The sequence below is a fragment of the Mesonia sp. K7 genome, from assembly GCF_003233725.1.
Taxonomy (GTDB): Bacteria; Bacteroidota; Bacteroidia; order Flavobacteriales; family Flavobacteriaceae; genus Mesonia.
On the sequence record NZ_QKQV01000003.1, the window covers coordinates 155,314 to 176,750 of the forward strand.

The following is a 21,437-nucleotide window of genomic DNA, read 5'->3' on the forward strand; positions in this document are numbered from 1 at the left end:
TATAATACTTTTTTAAGTATTGTGATTTAATTTAAAATATATGCGTTGTTGTTTAACTTGTTTTTTAGTCGGTTCAGGTTACCCGATACACTAGCGTCGTATTGAATATCTCCAACACGTAAGATAAAACCTCCTAAGATAGTTTTATCGATTATCTTTTTTAGTGTTGCTTGCTTTCCTGTAAGACTTTGTACTTTATCAAGTACTTTTTTCTCCATTTCTGGAGTTAATTCTTCGGCTGTGGTTACTTCTGCCACCGTTACATTTTGTAAAGCATCGTATTGCTCGATAAACTTCTGCGCTACTTTATCTAACTGATCTACTCTGCCGTTATCCACCAACACATCAAACGAATTGCCGGTAATATCTTGTGTATTATCAAAAACCTTCTTTAAAATAGAAAGTTTGTCTGATGGTTTTACAACTGGACTTTTTAGCACATTTGCCAACTCTTTGTTGTCTGCAATGGTTTGGTGAATCAAACGCATATCTGCATTTACCTCAACGAGAATATTTTTCTCACCCGCTAATTCTACCAGTGCTTTTGCGTAACGTTGTGCTGCTCTACTACTCGCCATGGTTCAATTAGTTTAGCTTAACATCTTCAAGCATTGTATCTACCAATTGCATTTGGTCGTTTTTGCTTGATAATTCTTTGTTGAGTACTTTTTCAGCAATATCGATAGAAAGCGCTGCTACTTCTTTTTTCAACTCGTTTAAAGCGGCTTGCTTTTCCATTTTGATTGCTTCTTGCGCTGAAGCAATAATGCTATTGGCTTTTTGCTCAGCTTCAGAAGAAGCATCAGCAATCATTTTTTCTTTGATCTGACGTGCTTCCTTCAACATCGAGTCTCTTTCTTCTCTTGCTTCTTTCAACAACTTTTGGTTGTCTGCCTGAAGATTTTCCATCTCCTTTTTAGCATTCTCTGCAGAAGCCAAAGCGTCTTTGATTCCTGTTTCTCTTTTCTCTACTGAATTAAGAATAGGTCTCCAAGCAAACTTTCTTAACAATAAAACTAAAAGTAAGAAAAGTAATAACTGCCAGAAAAAAAGTCCAAACGAAAACTGTTCTATTAATTTATCCATTTTAAAATGTATTTAATACCTAAAAGTTAATTTTTAAATCAAACACCAACAACAACCAACCGTTGCTGTTGATGTTTTACATTTTTATGCAGCAAATAATGCAGCAAATCCAATACCTTCAATAAGTGCAGCTGCAATAAGCATAGCTGTTTGGATTTTTCCTGAAGCTTCTGGTTGTCTAGCGATAGCTTCCATAGCTTGACCACCGATTCTACCGATACCTAAACCAGCACCGATTACGATTAAACCAGCTCCTACAATGTTTGGAATTGTCATAATATATAATTTAAAAATTAAACATTCAATTTATTAGTGGTCGTGGTGTTCTTCTTTTGCCATCCCGAAATACAATGCCGATAACATTGTAAAGATATAAGCTTGTAAAGCAGCTACCAATAATTCTAATAGCGCTAGTACAAAAGCTAAACCGAAAGATAACGAACTTCCTAACCAGTTTTTAAATATAAACATCAAACCAATAATACTCATTAAAACGATATGCCCTGCTGTAATGTTAGCGTACAAACGAATCATAAGTGAGAAAGGTTTGATAAAAGTACCTAATAATTCTATAGGTGCTAAAATAATCTTCATCGGCCAAGGCACACCTGGCATCCAGAAAATATGTTTCCAATAGTTTTTATTTGCTGTAAATGTCGTTAACAGGTACGTCATTAAAGCCAAAGCAAAAGTTACCGCAATATTGTTGGTTACGTTCACACCAAGTGGTGTTAACCCTAGTAAGTTGATAATCCAAACAAAGAAAAATACAGTAAGTAAAAAACCCATATATTTTCTGTAATGCTTTTTACCAATGTTCGGGATCGCAATATCATCTCTAATAAACAATACTAATGGTTCTAAAAATCTACCCATTCCTGATGGTAGTGGGTTTTTCTTGTATGACTTTGCCATACTAGCAAACATCAACACCATAAATAAACTCACCGCAAAAATCACAAAAATGTTTTTGGTAAATGAAAAGTCTAATGGCTTTTCATTAGTAGCGTGATGCTCTTCGTCTAAATTGATAGTTCCTTGAGCGTCTGTTTTATAAATTTTTCCATGAAAAACTTTGTAGTAATTACCGTCTACCTCAGCAACACTCTCACCATGATTTAGCTTTGAAGATGAAAAGATTTTTAAACCGTCATCCCATAAAATGACAGGTAAAGGAAAGCCAACATAATGATGCTCGCCATTTTCTTCGTAAGAATACAAACTAAAATCGTAAGAATCCTGTAAGTGATGATTGATATAATCTTTGATTTCTGTTTTTAAATCTTTATCACCCTCGTGTTGTGGAGCAATCTCATGAACCTCTTCTTGAGCATTCATGCCAAAAGATAACATCAAGAGAAATAAAGCAAAGGCCTTAGTCGAAATTTCCTTTAACATATTTTTAGTTTCTTAAAAATCGGTGCAAAGGTATGCTTTTATATTAAATTGTAAAAGCAAATATTTACAATATTTTAATTAATTTTTAAAGCTCGTTTTAGACGTCATAATTTTGTTTCGCCAAAAGCTTGATTCCTCCTAAAGTTTCTGTGATTAAGCAAATTACATAAGGAATAAAAAATGAAGTGAATTCCACTTTAGTGACCGCATCATCTTCTCTAAAGATAGGATAGAAAAAAATAAAAAAAGCAGCAAACTTCAAAAAACTTCCAGCCATAAATAAAAAGCCTAATTGATCTTTAAATTTTTTCCTTAATATATAGAGCACAGACAAAACAACAACTGCTAAAATTATATTGGCAAAATAACACCAAAACAAGTAAGATGCAGAAATAACTAGCTCGGAAAGGATAAATCGGTGTATAAAAAAGCCTACAAGACCAGAGATAGCAATGATAAAGATATATTTCAGAAAGTATTTACTCTTCATTTATCTTTTTGAGTTGTCGCAAAACCACAAAAATCGAAATCGCAACTCCTAAGAGTGTTCCGATAATTAAAAACAATTTTCCGTCGCCTTCCATTTTGTCGTCCAACCATTTTCCTAGTATCACAAAAAGATAAATGGTAATACCCATCTGAATGGCAACGCCAGACATCAAAGCAAAATTCTTAAGCTGTTTGTTCCGCTTGTTCTTTTTGTTGTTCTGGTCTTGACTCATGATTCAGTTGTTTTACGCTACCGCTCATATTACACGTGGCATTAAATTCTGCTCCTGGTTCTACCGATAATTTGGTTGCAGTCACATCACCTTCGATAACCGCTGTAGATTTTAAGGATAGCGTTTCTTTTACTTTTAAAATACCGGTAAGTTTCCCTTCAAAATCAGCGTTGGTGCATTGCATTTCTCCATCGATAATTCCTGTTTTAGAAACGACCACTCTTCCCGTGGTCATAAGTATGCCTTCTACTTTTCCTTCGATTCTAAAATCTCCTTGTGCTTCTATGGTTCCTTTAAAAATGGCACCCTGCGCAATTTTGTTTTGTGAGTTTTGGGTTTTACTTGGTGTAGATTTTACTTTTTTGTTTTCTGAAAACATGATTATTTAATTTTTTCTTGAAATGAGCTTTTATAAGCTTCTAAGCTCTTGTGTACTTGAACTTTTTTGTAATCCTCTGAAGCTATTGCCACATTTTCAATCGTAATTTTATATTTCTTTTCTTCGGAAAGCTTAACACCAAAACCTTTGGCGCCCAATAAACTTTTTAATCCGTGTACCACCAATAATTTCTGATTTTCATCATAGAAATCTATAGAGGTTTTGAGGTCTTCGTAGCCAAACTCCAAGATGGCTTCGTCTATTTTTTTCTTTACTTCCAAGATTTTGTTGTCCGCAACTTGAGGCGTATTTCCCTCAACAGCTAACGTATCTGTTGGTGTATTTTTAAACCAATACACCAATTTGTATTCTTTGGCATCTTCCGGAAAAGTAAACACGGTATCTTGCAACACCGGAATCGTATTTTTAATTAGCTCTTCGGCTTTTTTGCCTTCTTCACTTTGCGGATAGTTCAGCGCTACAAAGTTGAGTCCTTTTTTGTAGGCTTCAAACCCATCGTAACGTCCTTGAGCGGTTGCTTTTAGCAATTCAAATTTAGGAACAATATCATTTCCTGCAAAGAGGTTGATGTTTTCGTTCGATTCGTCGATTACCGCTTTGTATTCTTGGTTTAAAAACTTTTGGTAAACCGCATTATACACATTTTCGGGATTGTTCTGATCGTCTCGCAACGCCTGTGGGTTTTTCAGAATACTTGCATACCTCGTTTCTGGGTGATTGGTAATGATGTCATTTTTCCACTTATTGGCGTTGACTTCGTCACCAATAGTTTCGTATATCTTATACAAATTGTATTTCGAAGGAATCACCAAACGCTCTTCTGGATTGCTTTCTAATAAAGCTTCTAATTTGGCGATTGCCAAATCGTATTCCCTAAATTTTTCTTTGTATATGATTCCTAGCTGGTAATAGGCAAAGTTTCTGTCTTTATATAAACTATCTATCACTGCTTGATCGGTTGGAATGGTGGTTAAATAGGTTGCAGGATCATATTGCGGATCGTTTTCAAAAGCGGTCATCAAAGCTTGTTCTTCGCTCACTTCTTCACTACCTGAGGTTTTTCCGATAGATTTTGGTTCGTAACGCCAGTTGTCTGCCAATTCGATATCGCCCCATTTTCTTTTGAAATCCAATAAACCTTTGGCTACTTGATTTCCGTTATAAAAATAGAAACTTCCCGCTGAAGCGGAACTTCCGCCTGATGTCGCAGAGCTCGGCGTTTTCCCAAACAAATTGGTGGGCGCCGCATTCTGGCTTGCTTTTAAATCTTCTAAGGCTTGTTCTTTAAGGTTTTTGGTATATTCTTCAAAATAAGCTAACCTTTCGCTTTCGCTAAAATTGACTAAACGAAGAATACTATCATTTTTTACCGCAATGTCTTCGTATAAAATTACGTCCTCCAGGTTTTCGCGTTTCTTTCTGATGAGTCGGTATTCGCGTGTTCCTTCCGAAAGGTTGGTTAAGGTGCTGTCATAATAATTTCCAGCAATTTTATATTGCGCGTCGTCAAAATTGAGGTTCCCTAAGGTAAGATAGGTTCTGTATTTCAGATTAGCGTCTTGCGTATCGGTACGTAAAGATTTGTTGTAATAGACCACTGCTCTGTCAAGCGAATCTATTTCTCGGTAATATTCTGCTTTTTGGAAATAAATAATGTCTAAATAAGGCCTGTTTTCACGATTTTCTTCCAGTTCTGTTAGCGTTTCTTCTAACATGCTTTGGTCTTGATTGTCAAGGTCGTAATTTCTTGCTTTCTGTAAAAACGCATTGATGTAATAAATACGTGGTGTTCTCCGCTTTAAAGCAATAATTTCATCAAAAGTTTTGTTGGCACTATCTTTTTCGCCCAAGCGGTTGAGCAATTGCCCCTTGATAAACAAATACCTGCCCTTTTTCTCGTTATCGTCTACATAAGCCAACGCTGAATCTATCGCCACTTTGGCACTATCGAGATGTTCTAAGTTGATGTGCAACTGTGTCATCGTTGCATAGGTATGCGTTAAATCTTCTTCATCAATTTCTAAGGTGTCCTGTAAGAGTTCCTTTAGGTTTTTTAGGGCGATTTCGTAATTGCCCATCCGCATATTGGTTTTCTCGCGCCAAACCCTTGCGGTTGCAAATTGGTTACTCTCCGGATAATCGGTAATCACATAGTTAAAAGCTTCGAGTGCTGGGAAAAAACGTTGGTCGTAATAGCGCGACTTTCCGAGCAGGATAAAGGCTTTGTCCATCTGCGGGTTATATTCTGTCCCTTCGATAGACATATTGTGCTTTTGGATGGCTTTGGTGGCTTTTTCTTCCGCACGTTCAAAATTTTGATTGGTTGTGGTATCGGTATCGTCTTTGAGCATCATTTGCTCGACGGGTAAAATCTCCCAATAATTATCGAAATAAGTTTGTGCTAATTCGGCTTGACCATCTTCTAACGCCAATTTACCATTGTAGAGCGTGTTGTAATAAGCGCCCATTGCATGGTAATTGCGGTTGATCCAGGTATTTTTTTTACGAGAACAAGCCATTACCATTAGCGTGGTAACGGTAATGAGCAATAATTTTCTGGCGATGCTCGCGTAATTTATCTTCATTTCCTATCGTTTCTTTTCTATAACATAACTAAAACTTTTTGGTTTTAGTATGATTTACCATTTCAAATAAAACTGGTAGGCTGTAAAAATACAGTTTTTAGAAAATTATAGAGTATTTTAGAGGGAAATGTTTTATGGAAAACTTGTACTGTAATTAATCTTCTATTGATAAATAAAGAAATTTCTGGCATATAACTTGCCAACTCTCATTTATATCTTTTTTAAAAATCAAAATAGATTCCTCATTTCTTCTTTTTAAGTAAAGAATCGCTTTATTATTAACTAAAATTGGTTTGGTAATGAAAACTAAATTTTTATGCTCAATATCACTACTTAATTGAACGTTTTTAAGTTGAGTTTGAATAATGTTTTCTCCAGTTTTAAAATTAGAAATTTTATCGACTATGCCATCAATTTCCTTTTTTGTAAAAAACCTTTCAAAACTTACTTTTTCATTTTTTTCTATACAAGGTTGACCATAGAGATTTTCAAAAATATTTGGCTGATCAATAAAAATCTTAATCCCTTTAAAATCAACAAATTCCGTATACAATTCTGTCTCTGTTTCTTTAAAAAAATTATCAATTAATAGGTGTTCTTCATTTATTGCTTTTTCTTGCGAGAATGACGAAAAATACACAAAAAATAACAGTATAGAACTATATAATCTATTAGTCTTCATAGTTTGAAATCATTCCATCCAACTATTAAACTCACAAAAGTAATTGTAGTTTCCTTTCGTATCCTTTTTATAAACTTTAATCCCACCTGACTTACTCCCTTTAAGACCTTTACTATATTCAAATAAAATAAAATTTAAATCTTCAGTGATCAATAAGCTACTAATATTGTATTCATAAATGTTAGTGTGTAAAGGAATTCCTATTTCTAGGTTATTCTTAAATAATTCATTTTTATAGCAATCGTATTTTACGTTCTTTGGTATTTCTACAAGGTAAATGAATTCATTATCATTAAGCTGATTTTTATATTTTATAAACTGGTTCTTATTAAATATCTTATAATAATTTTCTTTTCCTAAACAATTAACCAAATCATCAAAATCTTTAATATCATCCTTGTGGGAAATATAGTTTGTTGTTATAAATTCTTCTAAAATTTTATCTCCACTATAATCAAATATGATTAAGTCTGATTCTATATAGCTCAATTCTTTTGAAAGAATTCTTTCTTTAATCTCAATGTGATTTTGAGCTTGTAATTGAAAACTTATAAATAAAAGAAAAAGCAGTCTCATCTCTTCGTATTTTTAAGGGCAAGGATTTCCTTTAGGCATAATAGGGTTTCCTTGACCGTCATTATAATTATTACTATTATCTTGTTCTGCTGCAATTGTGTTGACTATTGATACCCATTGTGGATTTATATCTCCATTAGGAAGATGCATTGGATAAATTTCTTTAAACGCATCAGTTTCCAACAGTCCTCCCCATGATAAAGTTTTGTAATAATTTGAGTTTAAATTATACCCATTCATATTACCATAATTCTCTAAAGTAAGAGTAATATCATCATTTAAATCCGCAATAATTTCATGTTGCTCCCCTGAATAGTGTGACGAACTGCTATTATGCATATATAGTAAAAAAGCATCCATCAATTCTGTATAATCAGGGTCTGTTTGTCCATTAACTGAAAATAATCCATTTAATACACCATAGAGTAACAAGGCATGAATAGATTCATGTATCATAGTCCTTGCTATAGAGAGGTCTGTACCATTTTGTAAATAATTTTCATTAAAAGTAATATTAATAAAACAGTCCTTAGTTTGGGCATTATAATGTATAACACTTGATGTGCTGGCATTTGTAGAAATATTATCAGATGTGACAATTAACTTAATATCATCATTTTGATCATTAAATGTATCTTTGAGGATGTCCATTAATAATGTATCTGAATCTATTACATCAGAAATAATTTTTCTTTGACATTCATCATTAATATCAATAATAATAAGTTCCTCCCAATCCACTTCGCCGTCTTGTAATAAAACACTTTTTGCTTCTTTGGCAAAGGCTAAGCTTTCTGCATTTACACCGTTATCGATAAAAAACTGTATTATTTCTAATGCTATAGTTAGGTCACTATTGGGGTGACTGATGTAATCACTTAGTAGAATGGTAGATTCTATATCTCGTAAACTTTCCCACCAATCTTGGTATTCTGTATTTTCTGGTGCATCCAATAAACTAAAAAACTCTCTACTGATCGGGTAAACCAGTATAGGGTTAGGCACTGTACCATAATTTACAGGGTTGCCACTTTGTGTAGAACCGGTTCCACCACTACCAGAACCAGGTAGTGTCGGATTAGTGCCACTTACGGGTGCGCCACCTCCTCCATCATGTAAGACTATAGATACAATCTCATAGGAATAGCCTGGTAAACAATCAACATTTGGCAAGTGACAATTACAATTGGGATGACCTGGCTCATGGTTACCTCCTGTGCAATTAATTACAACTATTTCTGTTGTAAAATATGAAGTTTGGTGTGTAGTTATCTCATAATTGTTTTCCTCAATTGTACTAACACCTCCTATCAAATCTATAGGCTGTTCTTCCCACCATTCTACTCTTGGGTGATATTGTATCAAAACTGTTTCTATTTCCTGTTCGGGTCTCTCAAAATAGACCAAGTTGCTAAAAGTGCCCAAGGTATCGGCGATGGTTCTTACCCCAAAATTGTAGGATGTCATATTCTCTAGTCTTACAACATATATTTGTGTGGTATCTATTTCGGTAATAAAAGCTTCTCCCCCTCTTGCGGCATAGCCTCTCAAAACACTTGGGTCTTGCCCTGTTTGTTTTTTAAACTCCGAAAAACTAATGCTGGGTATATCGTGTGTATGGTTTGATATTTCCTGACCTACTTCCTCTTTCTCTATTTCTATATCGGGTTCACAACCCACCAATCCAACAAAAATTAAACAAAGTAGTAGCTTAAGCGTGTAGCGTGTAAATTCCATGATTAGCCTTAAAGTTTGTTAATGTTTTGCTAATAAAAAAAATTTTATCGATAAAATCAAGTTTTCAGCGAATAAAGAGCTGTTATCAAATAGTTATGATATGATTACCCCCCAAAATAAGATTCCAATTCTTGTAAGGTGCTTTCGCTGGTCATCGTATCGTTCACGATTTTTCCTTTTTCTAAAACGACAATACGTTCGCACACTTCGGTCACGTGCATCAGGTCGTGGCTGGAAATAAGTACGGTAATGCCTCTTTTGGCAGCTTGTTCTTTTAAAATGGCTTTGAGGCGAATTTGCGTGGTCGGGTCGAGGTTGGCAAAAGGTTCGTCAAGGATAATTACTTCTGGGTTGCCCAAAAACGAAGCGATAATGCCTACTTTTTTCTGGTTTCCTTTAGAAAAATCACGCAAATATTTTTTCTGGTTAAGAATTTCTTCGTGAAAAAAGCTACTGAATTCTGTTAACAAAGCATCGACATCGGTTTTGGTGACGCCACGTAATTCGCCAATAAAGTAAAAATATTCTTCTGCGGTCAGGTAACCTATCAAAAAACTTTCGTCGATAAACGCCGAAGTATGAGGTTTCCAATCTTCGCTTTCGCTCACGATGATGTTGTTGTTTTTGATGTGTCCTGTCGTGGGGTGTATCAAGTCTAACAAAAGGCTAAATAGCGTCGTTTTTCCTGCTCCGTTGTTACCCACCAGACCAAAACTTTGTCCTTTTGGAATATCGAGGCTTTCTATATTTAAAACTTCGGTTTGGTTGTATTTTTTTGAAAGTTGGTGTACTGCTATCATTTTCTTTTAGTTTTTTTCGTCGTAAGCGGCGATAGTTTTGTATTTGGTTTTTTGGTAGACTTCCTCAATTTTATTTAAGATGGGTTTGTAAAAAACAAGTCCGATTATTCCGCTTAAAGCAAGGGCAAAAATGCCTGCTTCAAAATTGATAAATTTATACGGGATGTAAAAAATAAGCATCGGCCCGACCATTTTAGGAATGGCAATAATAAGCTGGGTTGGGTTAAACCCTTGCGTGTTGGAAAAAGCTTTGGCTTTCTCGTTGAGTTTTACGGGGACACGATTCAACACGCCGCCCAACAAAGTGATAAACGAATTTAACCCTACATTAAAAGCAGCGCCAGCAGCAATCATCAGAAAAATATCCATCCCAAAATAAAGGTAAGGAATACTCAACACCAACGAAACCAAGCAACCCACAATCATTAATATCCATTTGGACTTGAGGTAAAGTCTGTACGGAATGTTTTGGCTCATCATCATTTTGTAATATTCGCTGTCCCAAGAAGGTACGAGTTGCCCAAAAGTCATGAGGAAACCTCCTGTGACAAAAACCGAAGCAAAAACCAACACAGCTGGCATATCTCGATAGATATCTTGGGTAAAAAATATGAGTCCGTAAAAAAGAAACAAAAATGACATCAGTAAAACTTGTTTCGGTCGTGCATTTCTGATAATAAGTTTGATATCGTTTTTTAAAAACGGAGCGACATCGCCAAAACGGTTGAGAAACGACATGTCTTGAGAAGAAACAGCTTTGGTTTTTTTACGGATTTCTTCATCGAGGTAAAAGCCTTTTCTGATGATGGTGTAATTTATTCGGTATAACAAAATCAAGGCTAAAAGCGGAATTAAAAACCCGTAGCCGATTTCGTAAATTTTATTGAAAAACATTCCGCCATAAACCGTAAAATCTACGATTTGATAGATTTGTAGGGCAATTCCGCCCAAGAGAAGTGTGGCAATGATATAGAAAAACGTGTTGTTTTTATTGATGAGAAAGTTGAGAAAATTCACGCAAAGTGTAAAAAACAACATCGCCAAATACCAACCGATCACCAATAATGGTGAATAACCCTGAAACAGCAACACAATGCTAAAGGGCAAAAAGAAAAACTGCGGTAGAAAATTGAATACCGAAAAAGCGGTTTTCCCGAGTACAAAATGAATGAGTTTTTCTCGTTTGATAGGCAATACCATAAAAGGCTTGACGTTGAGTACGGGCATTTGTTGCATAAAAAAGCGGTAAAACATATCAAACAAAAACCAGTAAATAAGGTAGTTGTTCACTACGGTAATTGGATCTTGATCAGGAAAAGCATCTTCGATGATAAAAAATGCACCTACACCCAGAAACAAAAAACTAACAGCAAAATATACCACTGCTAGAATCAAGATGATTTTTATCGCCAAGCCTTTCTGGAAGTTGGGCGAACGTTTAAACTGTTTCCATTCTAGACTGAGAAGTTTTCTGACCATGGTTTGTGTTTTATGATTGGTAGGCTAAAAATAAAAAAAGTTACATTGCTAAGTGGTAATCGGGGTAAACTTGTTGTAAAATTTCGTTTTGCTTCCGCGGAATTTCAAACAACATCACATACCCGATAATGATGACAAAAGACATAAATACCGAAAAGCCTACGACACTCCAAAAAGTGAAATTTTGGAAATCTCCAGGAAGGTGAATAATGATTTGAAAAAGAAAATGAAGTAAACCCAACGAGGCTCCACAAGTTTCTAATAAATGCTCTAATAAATAAGGTTTTCGTTGGTTTGCCCTGATGGCTTGTTTTCTTGCCTTTCTATTTTTAAAAGCCAGATATGCTTGCCAAACTAAAATCAGAAAAACAGCCCCTGTAACCACATAGCCGCCATAAGGAACCTGCATAAAGACCGTACAAACTACTGTAATCAACAAAAATGTCATTATCATTTTAGGTAAAAACAAAAAGCTGAGTAGTTCTTTAAAAATAAGTTTTAAGTACTTTTTGGTCATTGCTTTTTCCCTAGCTTCGACCACATTCATAAACCCAAAAATTCCAAATTTTTTAAACTCTTCATATAGAGCTTTTTCAAAATCCTTGTCTGGGTTTTCTTGCCATTGTTCTTCGATGGCGTTGGCCAAGTGATCGACCAATTCGGTTTGTACATCATAATATTCGACATAATGTTGTGCCGTAAATTGGTATAACCGCTCTACTTGTAGTGGAGTTACTTTTTTCATGAAAGCAAAAGTTTTTTCTGGTAATTGTCATATACTTTTTTGAGCGAAATCAAAAAAGAGGAGTTGATAGCCACATATAAAATCAAGTATAACAAATAGTGTTCACTCATTTTATGTAAAAAAACAATCTGATATAACTGAAAAGTATGTGAGGAGATGAAAACCAATCTGTTGATATAAATGTACTGTTTTCCTCTATTTTTTTTACTTAGCAAACCTCTCATAATAACTAAAGAAAGCATTAGAAATAAGAACAGTAATACAAGTGAAAAAAAGGCTGGACCTTCTTTTATCGTATTAAAAAACTCTTTTGTAAAAAGCCAACCCAAAAAGCTTACTCCTATTGTAATCGGATGAAATAAATTAGCTCCCAGCATTTTTAAAACTTTCAAAAAAGCTTCTTTCTTAATCAAGCTAACTTCTTTAATAAGCTCTTTTTTGTTTTTGATCATATAGCTTTTAAAAGCGTCATAAAAAGTTAGGTTTTCAGTGTCCATCTTTTCTTCAACCGCTTTAGCTACGTGATCGACCAATTCTAAACGAATGTCATAAAACTTTACTTCAGAATTCTCCAAATACTTGTCGATAAAACCTATTTCTTCAGGTGCTAACTTTCTCATGCCAGTTTTGGGTTTTTAGGAGCCATTAGCTCTTGTAAGGTCTCAACAAAGCGTGTGAGTTCTTCAACTTTTATGACCGATTCTTTTTCTCCTTTTTCGGTCAGCTTATAATATTTTCTGAGGCGATTATCTACTTTTTGCATCTCGACTTCGAGCATTCCCGAACCTTCTAATTTATGTAAAGCAGGATATAAAGCCCCTTCGGTAATCGTGAGCTCACCTTTGGTAAGCTCTTTTACTTTTTGAGTGATTTCGTAACCATACATTTTGTCACCTTTGGCAAGTAGCTGCAAAATGATGGTTTGTAAACTTCCTTTGTATAAATTGTTGTTGCTCAAGGCTATTTTTTTTTAATTTTCTCTCTGTTTTCGATATAATTTTTTCACTTAGTGAAAAAACCACTCAAACTGACGAGAATTTCTTATCAACTGTTCAAAGATATAAATTTTAGTATACCTAAAATGCTTAGGTATTAATTTTTCGGCATTTCTGTTAAAAATAAAAGCAAGTTTGTACTTTTGCCAAAATTTTTGATTGATGAAGAATTTTCATTCGCTAACGGTAAAAGAAATCATTAGAGAAACCTCAAAAGCCGTGAGTTTGGTTTTTGATGTCCCCCATAACTTGGCTGATATTTTTGCTTTTGAGCCAGGACAATACATTACCATCAAAAAAGATTTCGACGGAAAAGAATTACGCCGTTCGTATTCTATTTGTTCTACGCCAGAAAGCAACCAGCTCAAAGTCACTGTAAAGGAAGTACATAACGGAACTTTCTCGCGTTTTGCCAACAGAGAACTTCAAGTGGGCGATGTGTTGGATGTTTTTCCGCCGGAAGGAAAATTTGTTTACGAGCCCAACCGTAATGGAAAACAAAACTACTATGCGGCCTTCGCTGCCGGCAGCGGAATTACACCGATTATGTCGATTTTAAAATCCGCGTTAGCGAAAGAAGAAAATAGTAAATTTGTCTTGGTGTACGGTAACAAATCACCTGAAGAAACTATTTTCTACAAAGAATTAAGCGATTTGGTCTTAAAATACCAAGACCGGTTTTATTTGATTTATTCTTTTAGCCAGGCACAAGACCAAGATTCTTTTTTTGGTAGAATAGAGCGTAACACAGTCAATTACATCCTTAAAAACAAGTTTAAAGGACATCACTTTGAGAAGTTCTTCTTATGTGGCCCAGAAACTCTCATTGATACCGTAAGCGAAGTATTACAAGAAAACAATATCGATAAACAAGATGTATTGTTCGAACTTTTCTCAAGCACCGAAACTGGTGAGGTAGATGCCAAGCTTGACGGAAAAACACAAGTTACTGTTACGGTTGACGACGAAGAGTTTAGTTTTGAAATGGATCAAAAGCACACCATTCTCGATGCGATTTTAGAAAAAGATATCGATGCGCCTTATTCTTGTCAAGGCGGTATTTGCAGTAGTTGTATTGCTAGAATTGTGGAGGGAAAAGCCGAAATGGCAAAAAACCAAATCTTAACGGATGATGAAATCGAAGAAGGTTTAACGCTTACTTGCCAAGCTCATCCTACGACAGCCACTATCAAAGTAGATTTTGATGATGTGTAAGTAAGACAGCTAAACTTGTTTTTGCTTTAGAAATTTGTGGTATACAAACAACCCGAACCAAACTAATTCTGCCAAGACAAAGAAATAGTTTAAGGCTAAGTTTTCGCTGTTATAGCTAAACATAAAAATAGCAACTGCGAAAAGAATTAGGGCGTTGATGAGGTATTTCCAATTGGTTTTGTAAAACATCTTTTTTATTTTTTTGTTTATCCGTCATTATGCTTTTATATATAATAATGAGAACCTGAAACAAGTTCAGGTTGACGAAATATTGTTCAACCCAAAATATCTTCTACTTTCTCTATTATCGCTTCTGGTGAAATGCTTCGCATCGCATTTTCGTATCCTTCTACTTTTTTGTTACCGTAGATAGAAGTGGGTAATAACGGATATTTTTTAAGATCTGGCAAAATTTGTTGGTCTTTTGTTTGACCAAATGGTGCAAAGCCTGCATACGGATGTGTGTTTCCCCAAACCGTAATCACCGGAACTTGATACATTGCTGCCAAATGACCGTTTCCGCTATCCATCGAGAGCATCAGGTCGAGGTTGGCAATGGTATGCAACTCATCCTTAAAACGGACTTTCCCCGCTAAGGAAACTACATTTTTAAATTTATTTTCCCAAGCCGCCAATTGTTGCTCTTCGGTTTTTCCACCACCAAAAAGTAACATTTGGTAGTTGCCTTTTTCCGACAAGCTTTTTATCACTTTTTCCATCAAATCTAATGGGTAAGACTTGGTTGGGTGTGCTGCAAAAGGAGCAATTCCTATCCATTTTCTGGAATCTGATTTTAGCAAAACCTTTACGCTTTTGGGCACACTTGGTTTGGTTTGAATGATTTTTTGAGGTAAATCAACTGGAAATCCTAATTTTTCAAACACCTCAGCATAACGTTGGTGGGTTGTTTTTATAGGGCGAATGGTTTTAGGTGAAAGCCTTGTCAATACTTTTTTTTCGGCTCGCCCTTTATCAATTACTGCCGATTTTATCTGCATAAAAAAGAAAAAAAAGCGTAAGATTTTTGAGCGTAGCACATTGTGTAAATCCGCTACAGCGGAAATCTCTAAATTTCTAATTTCTTTAGCCAATCGCCATAATCCAAAAAGTCCTTTGTGTTTACCATTAACCTCAGCTTCCAGAACTTCTACTTGTGGTAAGTCCTGAAAAATTGTTTTGAAAAACGGCTTGGTCAAAACGGTGATTTTTACTTCGGGATATTGTTGCAAAAACCGTTGCAAGACAGGAATCGTCATCGCGACATCACCCATCGCCGAAAGCCGAATGACCAATATGTGTTTTGGTGGTTTCAAAAATTGATTGCTTTAAATTTACACACCCCTAAATCCTCTTTCTTCAACTAAACTCAGTACAGGCTTAACAGAAGGAACTTATAATGTTCTTTTATTACTTTCCCCTCTAAAAAGAGGGGAAGATTTTGAAGAATGTAATTCTGAAAAATCAGGGGTGTGTTTTATTCTCTTCAAAATTCGATATAAAGTTTTCTATTGCTAGAATAACAATCTGAAAGTCATAATTATGCATTTGCTTTCCTTTCAAAATATTCCATAATTTTATTTCTGATTTTGTGGCATTATTCCGTAATTTTCGAGCTAACTTTTTTAGTTTAGGGTTGTTATAGATTTTCATTTTGATAAGTTTACACAAGTGTATATTTCCTAATAACACACCCCTAAATCCCCTCTTTTTAGAGGGGACTTGTTAGGTTTATTTCTTCCCGCGTAAAACAGGATTCAGTTCGTCGTCGTTGTACATTTTCATCTGCTTGTAGACCTTCATATACTTATCGCCGTTTTCGATATCTTGAAGCAATTGGTCGATAGCGCTCGACAAATCTTTACGTTGTTCTATAAGCACATTTAGCTTTTGCTGGCATGTTTGTTTGTGCATTTCCGAAGCATCTGGACGCGTAGCTTCTTCCTCCATATGGTAAACCTTTAAGGCTAAAATAGAAAGCCTATCAATTCCCCAAGCTGGACTTTCGGTATTGATGGTCGCATCTGCTTTGGGTTGTACGTCTTTGTATTTTTCCAGAAAATAACTATCGATGTATTCTACCATATCGGTACGGTCTTGGTTAGACGCATCGATTTGTCTTTTGAGCTTTAAAGCGGAAACCGGATCGATTTGCGGATCGCGAATAATGTCTTCATAATGCCATTGTACCGTATCTATCCAACATTTTCTGTACAATAAATGCTCGATGAGTTGTGATTTTTCGTCATACGGATTTTCAAACGGCTGATCTACCGTATTGATCACATGGTATCTGTCTATGGCTTCTTGAAATATCTTATTGGCTTTTTCTGTAAACATGGTTTTTTATTTTTGATTAAAAAGTGGATGTTTAATTTTCTTGACATCCCCTCTAAAAAGAGGGGAAGATTTGAAGCGTTTTACGCTTCAAATCAGGGTTGTGTTTTATTATTCTCTCCAAAAGTAAGAATATAATCTTCAATGGCTCTTACTACGTTGTTTATATCATTCATTATTTCATAATCTGAAAAACGTAACACATTGATTCCTAATTTATTTAAGTGCTTCATCTTTAACTGGTCTTTTTTCCAAACCTCAAGTAATTGATGTGAATACCCATCGCACTCTATGGCTAAAGTCAATTTATTACAGAAGAAATCAACAATATAATTGTCAATTGGTTTTTGACGATGAAAATCATACCCATACATCTTTTTGCCTTTTAACAATTTCCATAACTTGATTTCAGATTTTGTTGCGTTGTTACGTAATTGCCTCGCAAGTTCCTTTAGTTTAGGATTGTAATAAATTTTCATATTGATGAATTTACACAAGTATAAATTTCCTAATAACACACCCCTAAATCCTCTCTTATTAGAGGGGACTTGAGTTTTTTATTTTTCTAAAATATGTAAATATTCTTCTGTGCTCGATGCCTTATGGTTTCTATTGTTGGTTTTATCTGCTTTAAAACGTTGGTATTTTTTGGTTTCCAACTGGTATTTTCCAAATTTTTCAAATATAGCTCTAATTTGCGCAACACTCAATAAACCTTCGTTATTATAGCTTAAAAAAATGTATTTGAATTGTGCGTTTTTAATGAGTTCCTCCAATTCTTCGGCGACTTTTCCCTTTTGGCAATACGCCGATTTATAATAATTCCGTAACCCTGTTTTACCTTTCGGAATAAAATTGTCATACTCCGCTATTGTATTAAGCAAGTGATAATTGGCTCCATATTGCCGTGCGTTGTAAGGCGGATCGAGGTACAACACATCTCCTTCTATTTTTTGAATGAGCTGGTTGCTGTCTTGGTTAAAAACCTGGTGTTCGTTTTTAGTAATTTCAAAGTTTGCAGGCTCAATGACAATAGGCTTTTCAGCGGATTTCTTTAATTTTTTAAGAAATGCGCCATACACCGAAGCCGTATTGGCCACTTTATCGGCACTTTCTAGCAGCGAAGCCAGCAAAAAATAATATTCATTTTCTGAAATTTCACCTTTCTTTTTCCAAGTTGCGATGGTTTGGCGACAAGCATCTATTTTTTGTGCATTTTCTTCTGAAAAATAAAGCCGATTAGCCTGCCCGTTTTCACCATAATTTTCAGCAATAAATCCTTTTTTATCGGAAAGTGAATTCAGTTTTTCGATAAAAAAAGCTGCTTTCGCTATAGGCAAATGGTTGCCGATATAGTTCTTTAGTAAAACATAGCTGTACAACTCTACATCATTGGCGATTACTTGTTTTACTTCGGGTTTAAATGTGCGACCCACTATTCCGGTACCCGCAAATAAATCACAAAAAACCACTTCAGAAAGTGGTGTGGTTATGGTTTGGGTAATGTTGTTTTTTATCCAACCCGAAAGTTTGTTTTTAGAGCCTATATAATTCATCTAACCGCCCAAATGATATCCGCGAAAGCGTGATTTTCTTTAAAGTTTAATTTTGTTAACCGAGCAGCGTCAAAGGTAAACACATAATTTTTAATACGGGTAGAAAGCCATTTGATTTCTGCTTTGAGTTTCCAATGTTGTTGGTCTTGTTGGTAAACCACTAGAAAAAGTCGGTTTTTGAGGTGTTTTCTACCTTGTTGACTCTGGTTCTGGTATAACCAATGCAAGAGTTCGCATGGGTTTTGCTGAGCTTCTGATAGACTTTTGGGATATCTTTTTGGAAAAACTGATGTTTTATGATCAAACGAAATGTTTTCGATATAAAAATCGCAGGTTTTACTTTTTGTATTTTCTACAGGTCTTACATTTTCACAAGACGTAAAAATCTGTTCGATCGCTTTGGCACTCCAGAAATTATACCACCGATTCGCCGCATACTGAAAAAGTTGGTCTTTATCTACTTTTATCTTTATAGAAGCGTTTTCTATTTGGTGACACAAGTCCTTCCAGGTTTGGGTTTTGTAAATAAAGTTGGTGTGTTTGTCCCAAGCGTTGTTCTGTTTTCGCATCCAGCGGTAAGGAAATTGGTGGCGTTTTTTGAGTTCGGTTTCTATTTGTTCTAGGCTTACCAAAAAAGTATCGGAATTAAGATATTACAGACAATTAAAGTTAGTAATAATAATTCTTTTAGCCATTTTTCGCCTTTCTTTTCAAAGAAAAACGTGGTAATCATTCCTGCAGGAAGGCATAAAAACAAAAGCTCTTCGCCTGTTTTTTCCGGCGAAAGCAAAATCATAAGTATTCCCAATACAGAAATTACCGCTAGCAAATATAAAAGTGGTTTTTCTTTACGGATTTTCTCTTGGGTTTCTTTGTAAAAACTAACAAAAGACCAAACCAAAATCGCCAACAAAATACTTAACGGAATGATGATTTCTAAAGCATGGTAACTTTTAAAATCTATGCTTGGTGCTGAAAAATAACCTTCAAAAAGAAAAAACTCATTACTGGTAAGTAGCGAAAATGTTGTTACCAACACAAAAAAACAAAATATCGCTACCAGCGGAATAAATAGGTTTTTTATATTGTCATTGGCGTAATAAAAAACGCCCATCACTGGGATAATGAGGTACAGATAACTGTAAGAAAAAAACAGACTTGCGATGAGTACCCAAAGGCAAGCATCAAAGATTTTGATTTTGATATTTTTTCCTGATTTTAAGCTAAAAACTCGACGGAAAGCCAAGGTGATAAAAAACACTGCTAACACGGCGTCTGCTGACTTTAAAATTGGTAAAAAACCGACGGAAAACAGTACAAACAATAAGACGCCAAAACTGTTGTTTTTATGAATGTCGTTGCGTTTGAGAATAAAGTTAAGCACCAAAATAAGTAAGACAAAAAGGAATAAATAACCTATCTTTTTAAAAAGATAGCCTGCCGAAATTTCATTTTCGTAAATAAAAAAGTTGGCAATTAAAAAATAGAATGCAAAGTAACAGCAAATAATGAGGTAATTTACCGGCTTAGATTTCTTAAAAAAACTTGTTAACATAGACTAATTTGTTACTTTTGTAGAAATTTATAACAAAGCATTTTATCATGAAAGATTTTTTTGAATTAATACAGTGGCTTTTTGAAGAGTTTTTGTTCTTACCTTTTCATGCTTTGAGAGAATTAGAACTTACTTCATGGTTTTTGGCCAATGGTATTAATTGGTTGTTTTTTATCGTTGCTTTTGCTGCCTTTATCTATTGGATGGGCCAACTTAAGAAGTTTAACGATAACAACGAAGAAAACAGAGATTCTAAAGCACACCGTTTTTTAGGTAAAAACGCAGAAATTTAAGCCAAGTCTTTACCTAGATCTCTACGATAATACATCTTATCAAAATGTAGTTTCTCTACATTTTGGTAAGATTTTTTTATGGCCTCTTGGTAATCTTTCCCAAAAGAGGTAACGGCAATCACACGCCCTCCATTAGTTACAACTTTCCCTTCTTTTTCTGATGTTCCTGCATGAAAAACGATCGAGTCGGAAATATTTTCGATCCCTGTAATTTCTTTTCCTTTTTGGTATGCTTCCGGATAACCACCAGAAACTACCATTACGGTTGTTGCAGCTCTTTCGTCTATTTCTAAGGTGCTGTTATTTAACTGTTGCAGGCTTGTTTTTTCGAGTAATTCTACCAAGTCTGTTTTTACCCTCGGTAAAACCACTTCGGTTTCTGGGTCACCCATTCGTACGTTGTATTCTATCACAAACGGGTCGTTACCAACTTTTATCAACCCAATAAACACAAAACCTTTGTAATCGATGTTCTCTTTTTGCAAACCGTTGATGGTTGGTTTTACAATACGTTCTTCAATTTTTTGCATGAAAGCTTCATCTGCAAACGGAACCGGAGAAATCGCGCCCATTCCGCCCGTATTTAAACCAGTATCGCCTTCGCCAATACGCTTGTAGTCTTTTGCCGTTGGTAAAATTTTGTAGTTTTTGCCATCAGTCAAGACAAAAACGCTTAATTCTATTCCTGATAAAAACTCTTCGATAACTACGGTGTTGCTTGCTTCACCAAACTTTTGGTTGGCAAGCATATTTTCCAACTCTTGTTTCGCTTCCGCTAAATCATTTAAAATCAAAACTCCTTTTCCTGCGGCTAAGCCGTCTGCTTTTAATACATACGGAGCCGAAAGGCTTTCTAAAAATTTCTTTCCAGCTTCGAGCGATGCTGCGGTAAAACTTTGATAAGCCGCTGTTGGAATATGATGAGCCATCATAAACTCTTTGGCTCTTTCTTTACTTCCTTCGAGTGCTGCACCTTTTTTTGATGGACCAATGAGCATTACTCTTTTTAGGTCGTCATCGTTTTGAAAGTAATCGTAAATACCATTTACCAAAGGGTCTTCTGGACCTACAACTACCATATTGATTTGATGCGCTAAAACTGCTTTTTTTATCGCTTCAAAATCATTTACGTTAATAGGTATATTAGTTGCTATTTGTTGTGTCCCTGCATTGCCAGGTGCGACAAAAAGCTGATCGCATTTTTCGCTTTTAGAAATTTGATGTGCAAAAGTATGTTCTCTTCCTCCAGAACCTAAAACAAGAATATTCATCGGTAAAT

The 21,437-nt window shown here is 35.2% G+C and carries 27 protein-coding genes; 2 read left to right on the forward strand and 25 right to left on the reverse strand.

Annotated features, from left to right (window positions below; genetic code table 11):
- Positions 1–26: 26 nt before the first annotated feature.
- The 16 genes from atpH to DNG35_RS03545 all read right to left on the reverse strand — a co-directional run bounded on the left by atpH (position 27) and on the right by DNG35_RS03545 (position 13,168).
- A complete protein-coding gene (atpH, locus tag DNG35_RS03470) occupies positions 27–578 on the reverse strand; it encodes an ATP synthase F1 subunit delta (protein WP_111126364.1) in 552 nt (183 codons plus the stop codon).
- Between the two features lie 7 nt (positions 579–585).
- Entirely contained in the window at positions 586–1,086 is a 501-nt protein-coding gene (locus tag DNG35_RS03475; protein WP_111126365.1) for a F0F1 ATP synthase subunit B, read from the reverse strand.
- An 84-nt stretch (positions 1,087–1,170) separates the two neighbouring features.
- Positions 1,171–1,362: an ATP synthase F0 subunit C gene (atpE, locus tag DNG35_RS03480; protein ID WP_053970734.1), complete on the reverse strand. Its 192-nt coding sequence runs from the start codon at positions 1,360–1,362 to the stop codon at positions 1,171–1,173.
- A gap of 33 nt (positions 1,363–1,395) precedes the next feature.
- Positions 1,396–2,484, reverse strand: coding sequence for a F0F1 ATP synthase subunit A (gene atpB, locus DNG35_RS03485; protein ID WP_199489093.1), 1,089 nt, complete (start codon positions 2,482–2,484; stop codon positions 1,396–1,398).
- Positions 2,485–2,581: 97 nt separating this feature from the next.
- Entirely contained in the window at positions 2,582–2,974 is a 393-nt protein-coding gene (locus DNG35_RS03490; RefSeq protein WP_111126366.1) for a DUF6168 family protein, read from the reverse strand.
- The gene (locus DNG35_RS03495; protein ID WP_199489094.1) at positions 2,964–3,206 is read right to left on the reverse strand and encodes an AtpZ/AtpI family protein; all 243 of its coding nucleotides are present in this window, start codon (positions 3,204–3,206) and stop codon (positions 2,964–2,966) included. The genes DNG35_RS03490 and DNG35_RS03495 overlap by 11 nt, the downstream gene beginning before the upstream one ends.
- Positions 3,157–3,585, reverse strand: a complete 429-nt coding sequence (locus DNG35_RS03500; RefSeq protein WP_111126368.1) for a polymer-forming cytoskeletal protein — start codon at positions 3,583–3,585, stop codon at positions 3,157–3,159. The genes DNG35_RS03495 and DNG35_RS03500 overlap by 50 nt, the downstream gene beginning before the upstream one ends.
- A 2-nt stretch (positions 3,586–3,587) precedes the next feature.
- Positions 3,588–6,191 (reverse strand): hypothetical protein, encoded by a 2,604-nt coding sequence (locus DNG35_RS03505; RefSeq protein WP_233494443.1) that lies wholly within the window; start codon positions 6,189–6,191, stop codon positions 3,588–3,590.
- A 154-nt stretch (positions 6,192–6,345) separates the two neighbouring features.
- Positions 6,346–6,873, reverse strand: coding sequence for a hypothetical protein (locus tag DNG35_RS03510; protein ID WP_111126369.1), 528 nt, complete (start codon positions 6,871–6,873; stop codon positions 6,346–6,348).
- Between the two features lie 9 nt (positions 6,874–6,882).
- Positions 6,883–7,449: a hypothetical protein gene (locus DNG35_RS03515; protein ID WP_111126370.1), complete on the reverse strand. Its 567-nt coding sequence runs from the start codon at positions 7,447–7,449 to the stop codon at positions 6,883–6,885.
- 12 nt (positions 7,450–7,461) lie between these two features.
- Positions 7,462–9,186, reverse strand: coding sequence for a hypothetical protein (locus DNG35_RS03520; RefSeq protein ID WP_111126371.1), 1,725 nt, complete (start codon positions 9,184–9,186; stop codon positions 7,462–7,464).
- Positions 9,187–9,290: 104 nt separating this feature from the next.
- The gene (locus tag DNG35_RS03525; protein ID WP_111126372.1) at positions 9,291–9,986 is read right to left on the reverse strand and encodes an ABC transporter ATP-binding protein; all 696 of its coding nucleotides are present in this window, start codon (positions 9,984–9,986) and stop codon (positions 9,291–9,293) included.
- A 6-nt stretch (positions 9,987–9,992) separates the two neighbouring features.
- Complete coding sequence (locus DNG35_RS03530) at positions 9,993–11,465, reverse strand: DUF5687 family protein (protein WP_111126373.1); 1,473 nt, start codon at positions 11,463–11,465, stop codon at positions 9,993–9,995.
- 40 nt (positions 11,466–11,505) lie between these two features.
- Positions 11,506–12,210 carry a hypothetical protein gene (locus DNG35_RS03535; RefSeq protein ID WP_111126374.1) on the reverse strand — a complete coding sequence of 235 codons (705 nt, stop codon included), beginning with the start codon at positions 12,208–12,210 and terminating at the stop codon, positions 11,506–11,508.
- Entirely contained in the window at positions 12,207–12,830 is a 624-nt protein-coding gene (locus tag DNG35_RS03540; RefSeq protein ID WP_111126375.1) for a hypothetical protein, read from the reverse strand. The genes DNG35_RS03535 and DNG35_RS03540 overlap by 4 nt, the downstream gene beginning before the upstream one ends.
- Positions 12,827–13,168 carry a PadR family transcriptional regulator gene (locus tag DNG35_RS03545; RefSeq protein ID WP_111126376.1) on the reverse strand — a complete coding sequence of 114 codons (342 nt, stop codon included), beginning with the start codon at positions 13,166–13,168 and terminating at the stop codon, positions 12,827–12,829. The genes DNG35_RS03540 and DNG35_RS03545 overlap by 4 nt, the downstream gene beginning before the upstream one ends.
- Before the next feature lie 199 nt (positions 13,169–13,367).
- Between DNG35_RS03545 and DNG35_RS03550 the strand changes: the two genes are divergently transcribed.
- A complete protein-coding gene (locus DNG35_RS03550; protein WP_111126377.1) occupies positions 13,368–14,420 on the forward strand; it encodes a ferredoxin--NADP reductase in 1,053 nt (350 codons plus the stop codon).
- 9 nt (positions 14,421–14,429) lie between these two features.
- Here the strand turns inward: DNG35_RS03550 and DNG35_RS12145 are convergent, their stop codons facing one another.
- From DNG35_RS12145 to DNG35_RS03585, 8 genes are all read right to left on the reverse strand, one after another.
- Complete coding sequence (locus DNG35_RS12145; RefSeq protein WP_146228829.1) at positions 14,430–14,609, reverse strand: hypothetical protein; 180 nt, start codon at positions 14,607–14,609, stop codon at positions 14,430–14,432.
- A gap of 86 nt (positions 14,610–14,695) precedes the next feature.
- Positions 14,696–15,733, reverse strand: coding sequence for a glycosyltransferase family 9 protein (locus DNG35_RS03555; RefSeq protein ID WP_111126378.1), 1,038 nt, complete (start codon positions 15,731–15,733; stop codon positions 14,696–14,698).
- Positions 15,734–15,881: 148 nt separating this feature from the next.
- On the reverse strand, positions 15,882–16,070 hold the full coding sequence (locus tag DNG35_RS03560; protein ID WP_111126379.1) for a DUF559 domain-containing protein: 189 nt from the start codon (positions 16,068–16,070) through the stop codon (positions 15,882–15,884).
- 78 nt (positions 16,071–16,148) lie between these two features.
- Entirely contained in the window at positions 16,149–16,757 is a 609-nt protein-coding gene (locus DNG35_RS03565; RefSeq protein ID WP_111126380.1) for a DUF4254 domain-containing protein, read from the reverse strand.
- A gap of 92 nt (positions 16,758–16,849) precedes the next feature.
- Complete coding sequence (locus DNG35_RS03570; RefSeq protein WP_111126381.1) at positions 16,850–17,233, reverse strand: endonuclease domain-containing protein; 384 nt, start codon at positions 17,231–17,233, stop codon at positions 16,850–16,852.
- A gap of 78 nt (positions 17,234–17,311) precedes the next feature.
- Positions 17,312–18,310: a DNA adenine methylase gene (locus DNG35_RS03575; RefSeq protein ID WP_111126382.1), complete on the reverse strand. Its 999-nt coding sequence runs from the start codon at positions 18,308–18,310 to the stop codon at positions 17,312–17,314.
- Complete coding sequence (locus tag DNG35_RS03580) at positions 18,307–18,942, reverse strand: hypothetical protein (RefSeq protein WP_111126383.1); 636 nt, start codon at positions 18,940–18,942, stop codon at positions 18,307–18,309. Before DNG35_RS03580 ends, DNG35_RS03575 begins: the two co-directional genes overlap by 4 nt.
- On the reverse strand, positions 18,936–19,865 hold the full coding sequence (locus DNG35_RS03585; protein WP_111126384.1) for a DUF6427 family protein: 930 nt from the start codon (positions 19,863–19,865) through the stop codon (positions 18,936–18,938). Before DNG35_RS03585 ends, DNG35_RS03580 begins: the two co-directional genes overlap by 7 nt.
- A 47-nt stretch (positions 19,866–19,912) precedes the next feature.
- On the opposite strand from DNG35_RS03585, the gene DNG35_RS03590 reads away from it, so the two are divergent.
- Positions 19,913–20,158, forward strand: a complete 246-nt coding sequence (locus tag DNG35_RS03590; protein ID WP_111126385.1) for a uracil phosphoribosyltransferase — start codon at positions 19,913–19,915, stop codon at positions 20,156–20,158.
- On the opposite strand, the gene purD is transcribed toward DNG35_RS03590, so the two are convergent.
- Positions 20,155–21,429 carry a phosphoribosylamine--glycine ligase gene (gene purD, locus DNG35_RS03595; protein ID WP_111126386.1) on the reverse strand — a complete coding sequence of 425 codons (1,275 nt, stop codon included), beginning with the start codon at positions 21,427–21,429 and terminating at the stop codon, positions 20,155–20,157. The genes DNG35_RS03590 and purD overlap by 4 nt on opposite strands.
- Positions 21,430–21,437: the final 8 nt, after the last annotated feature.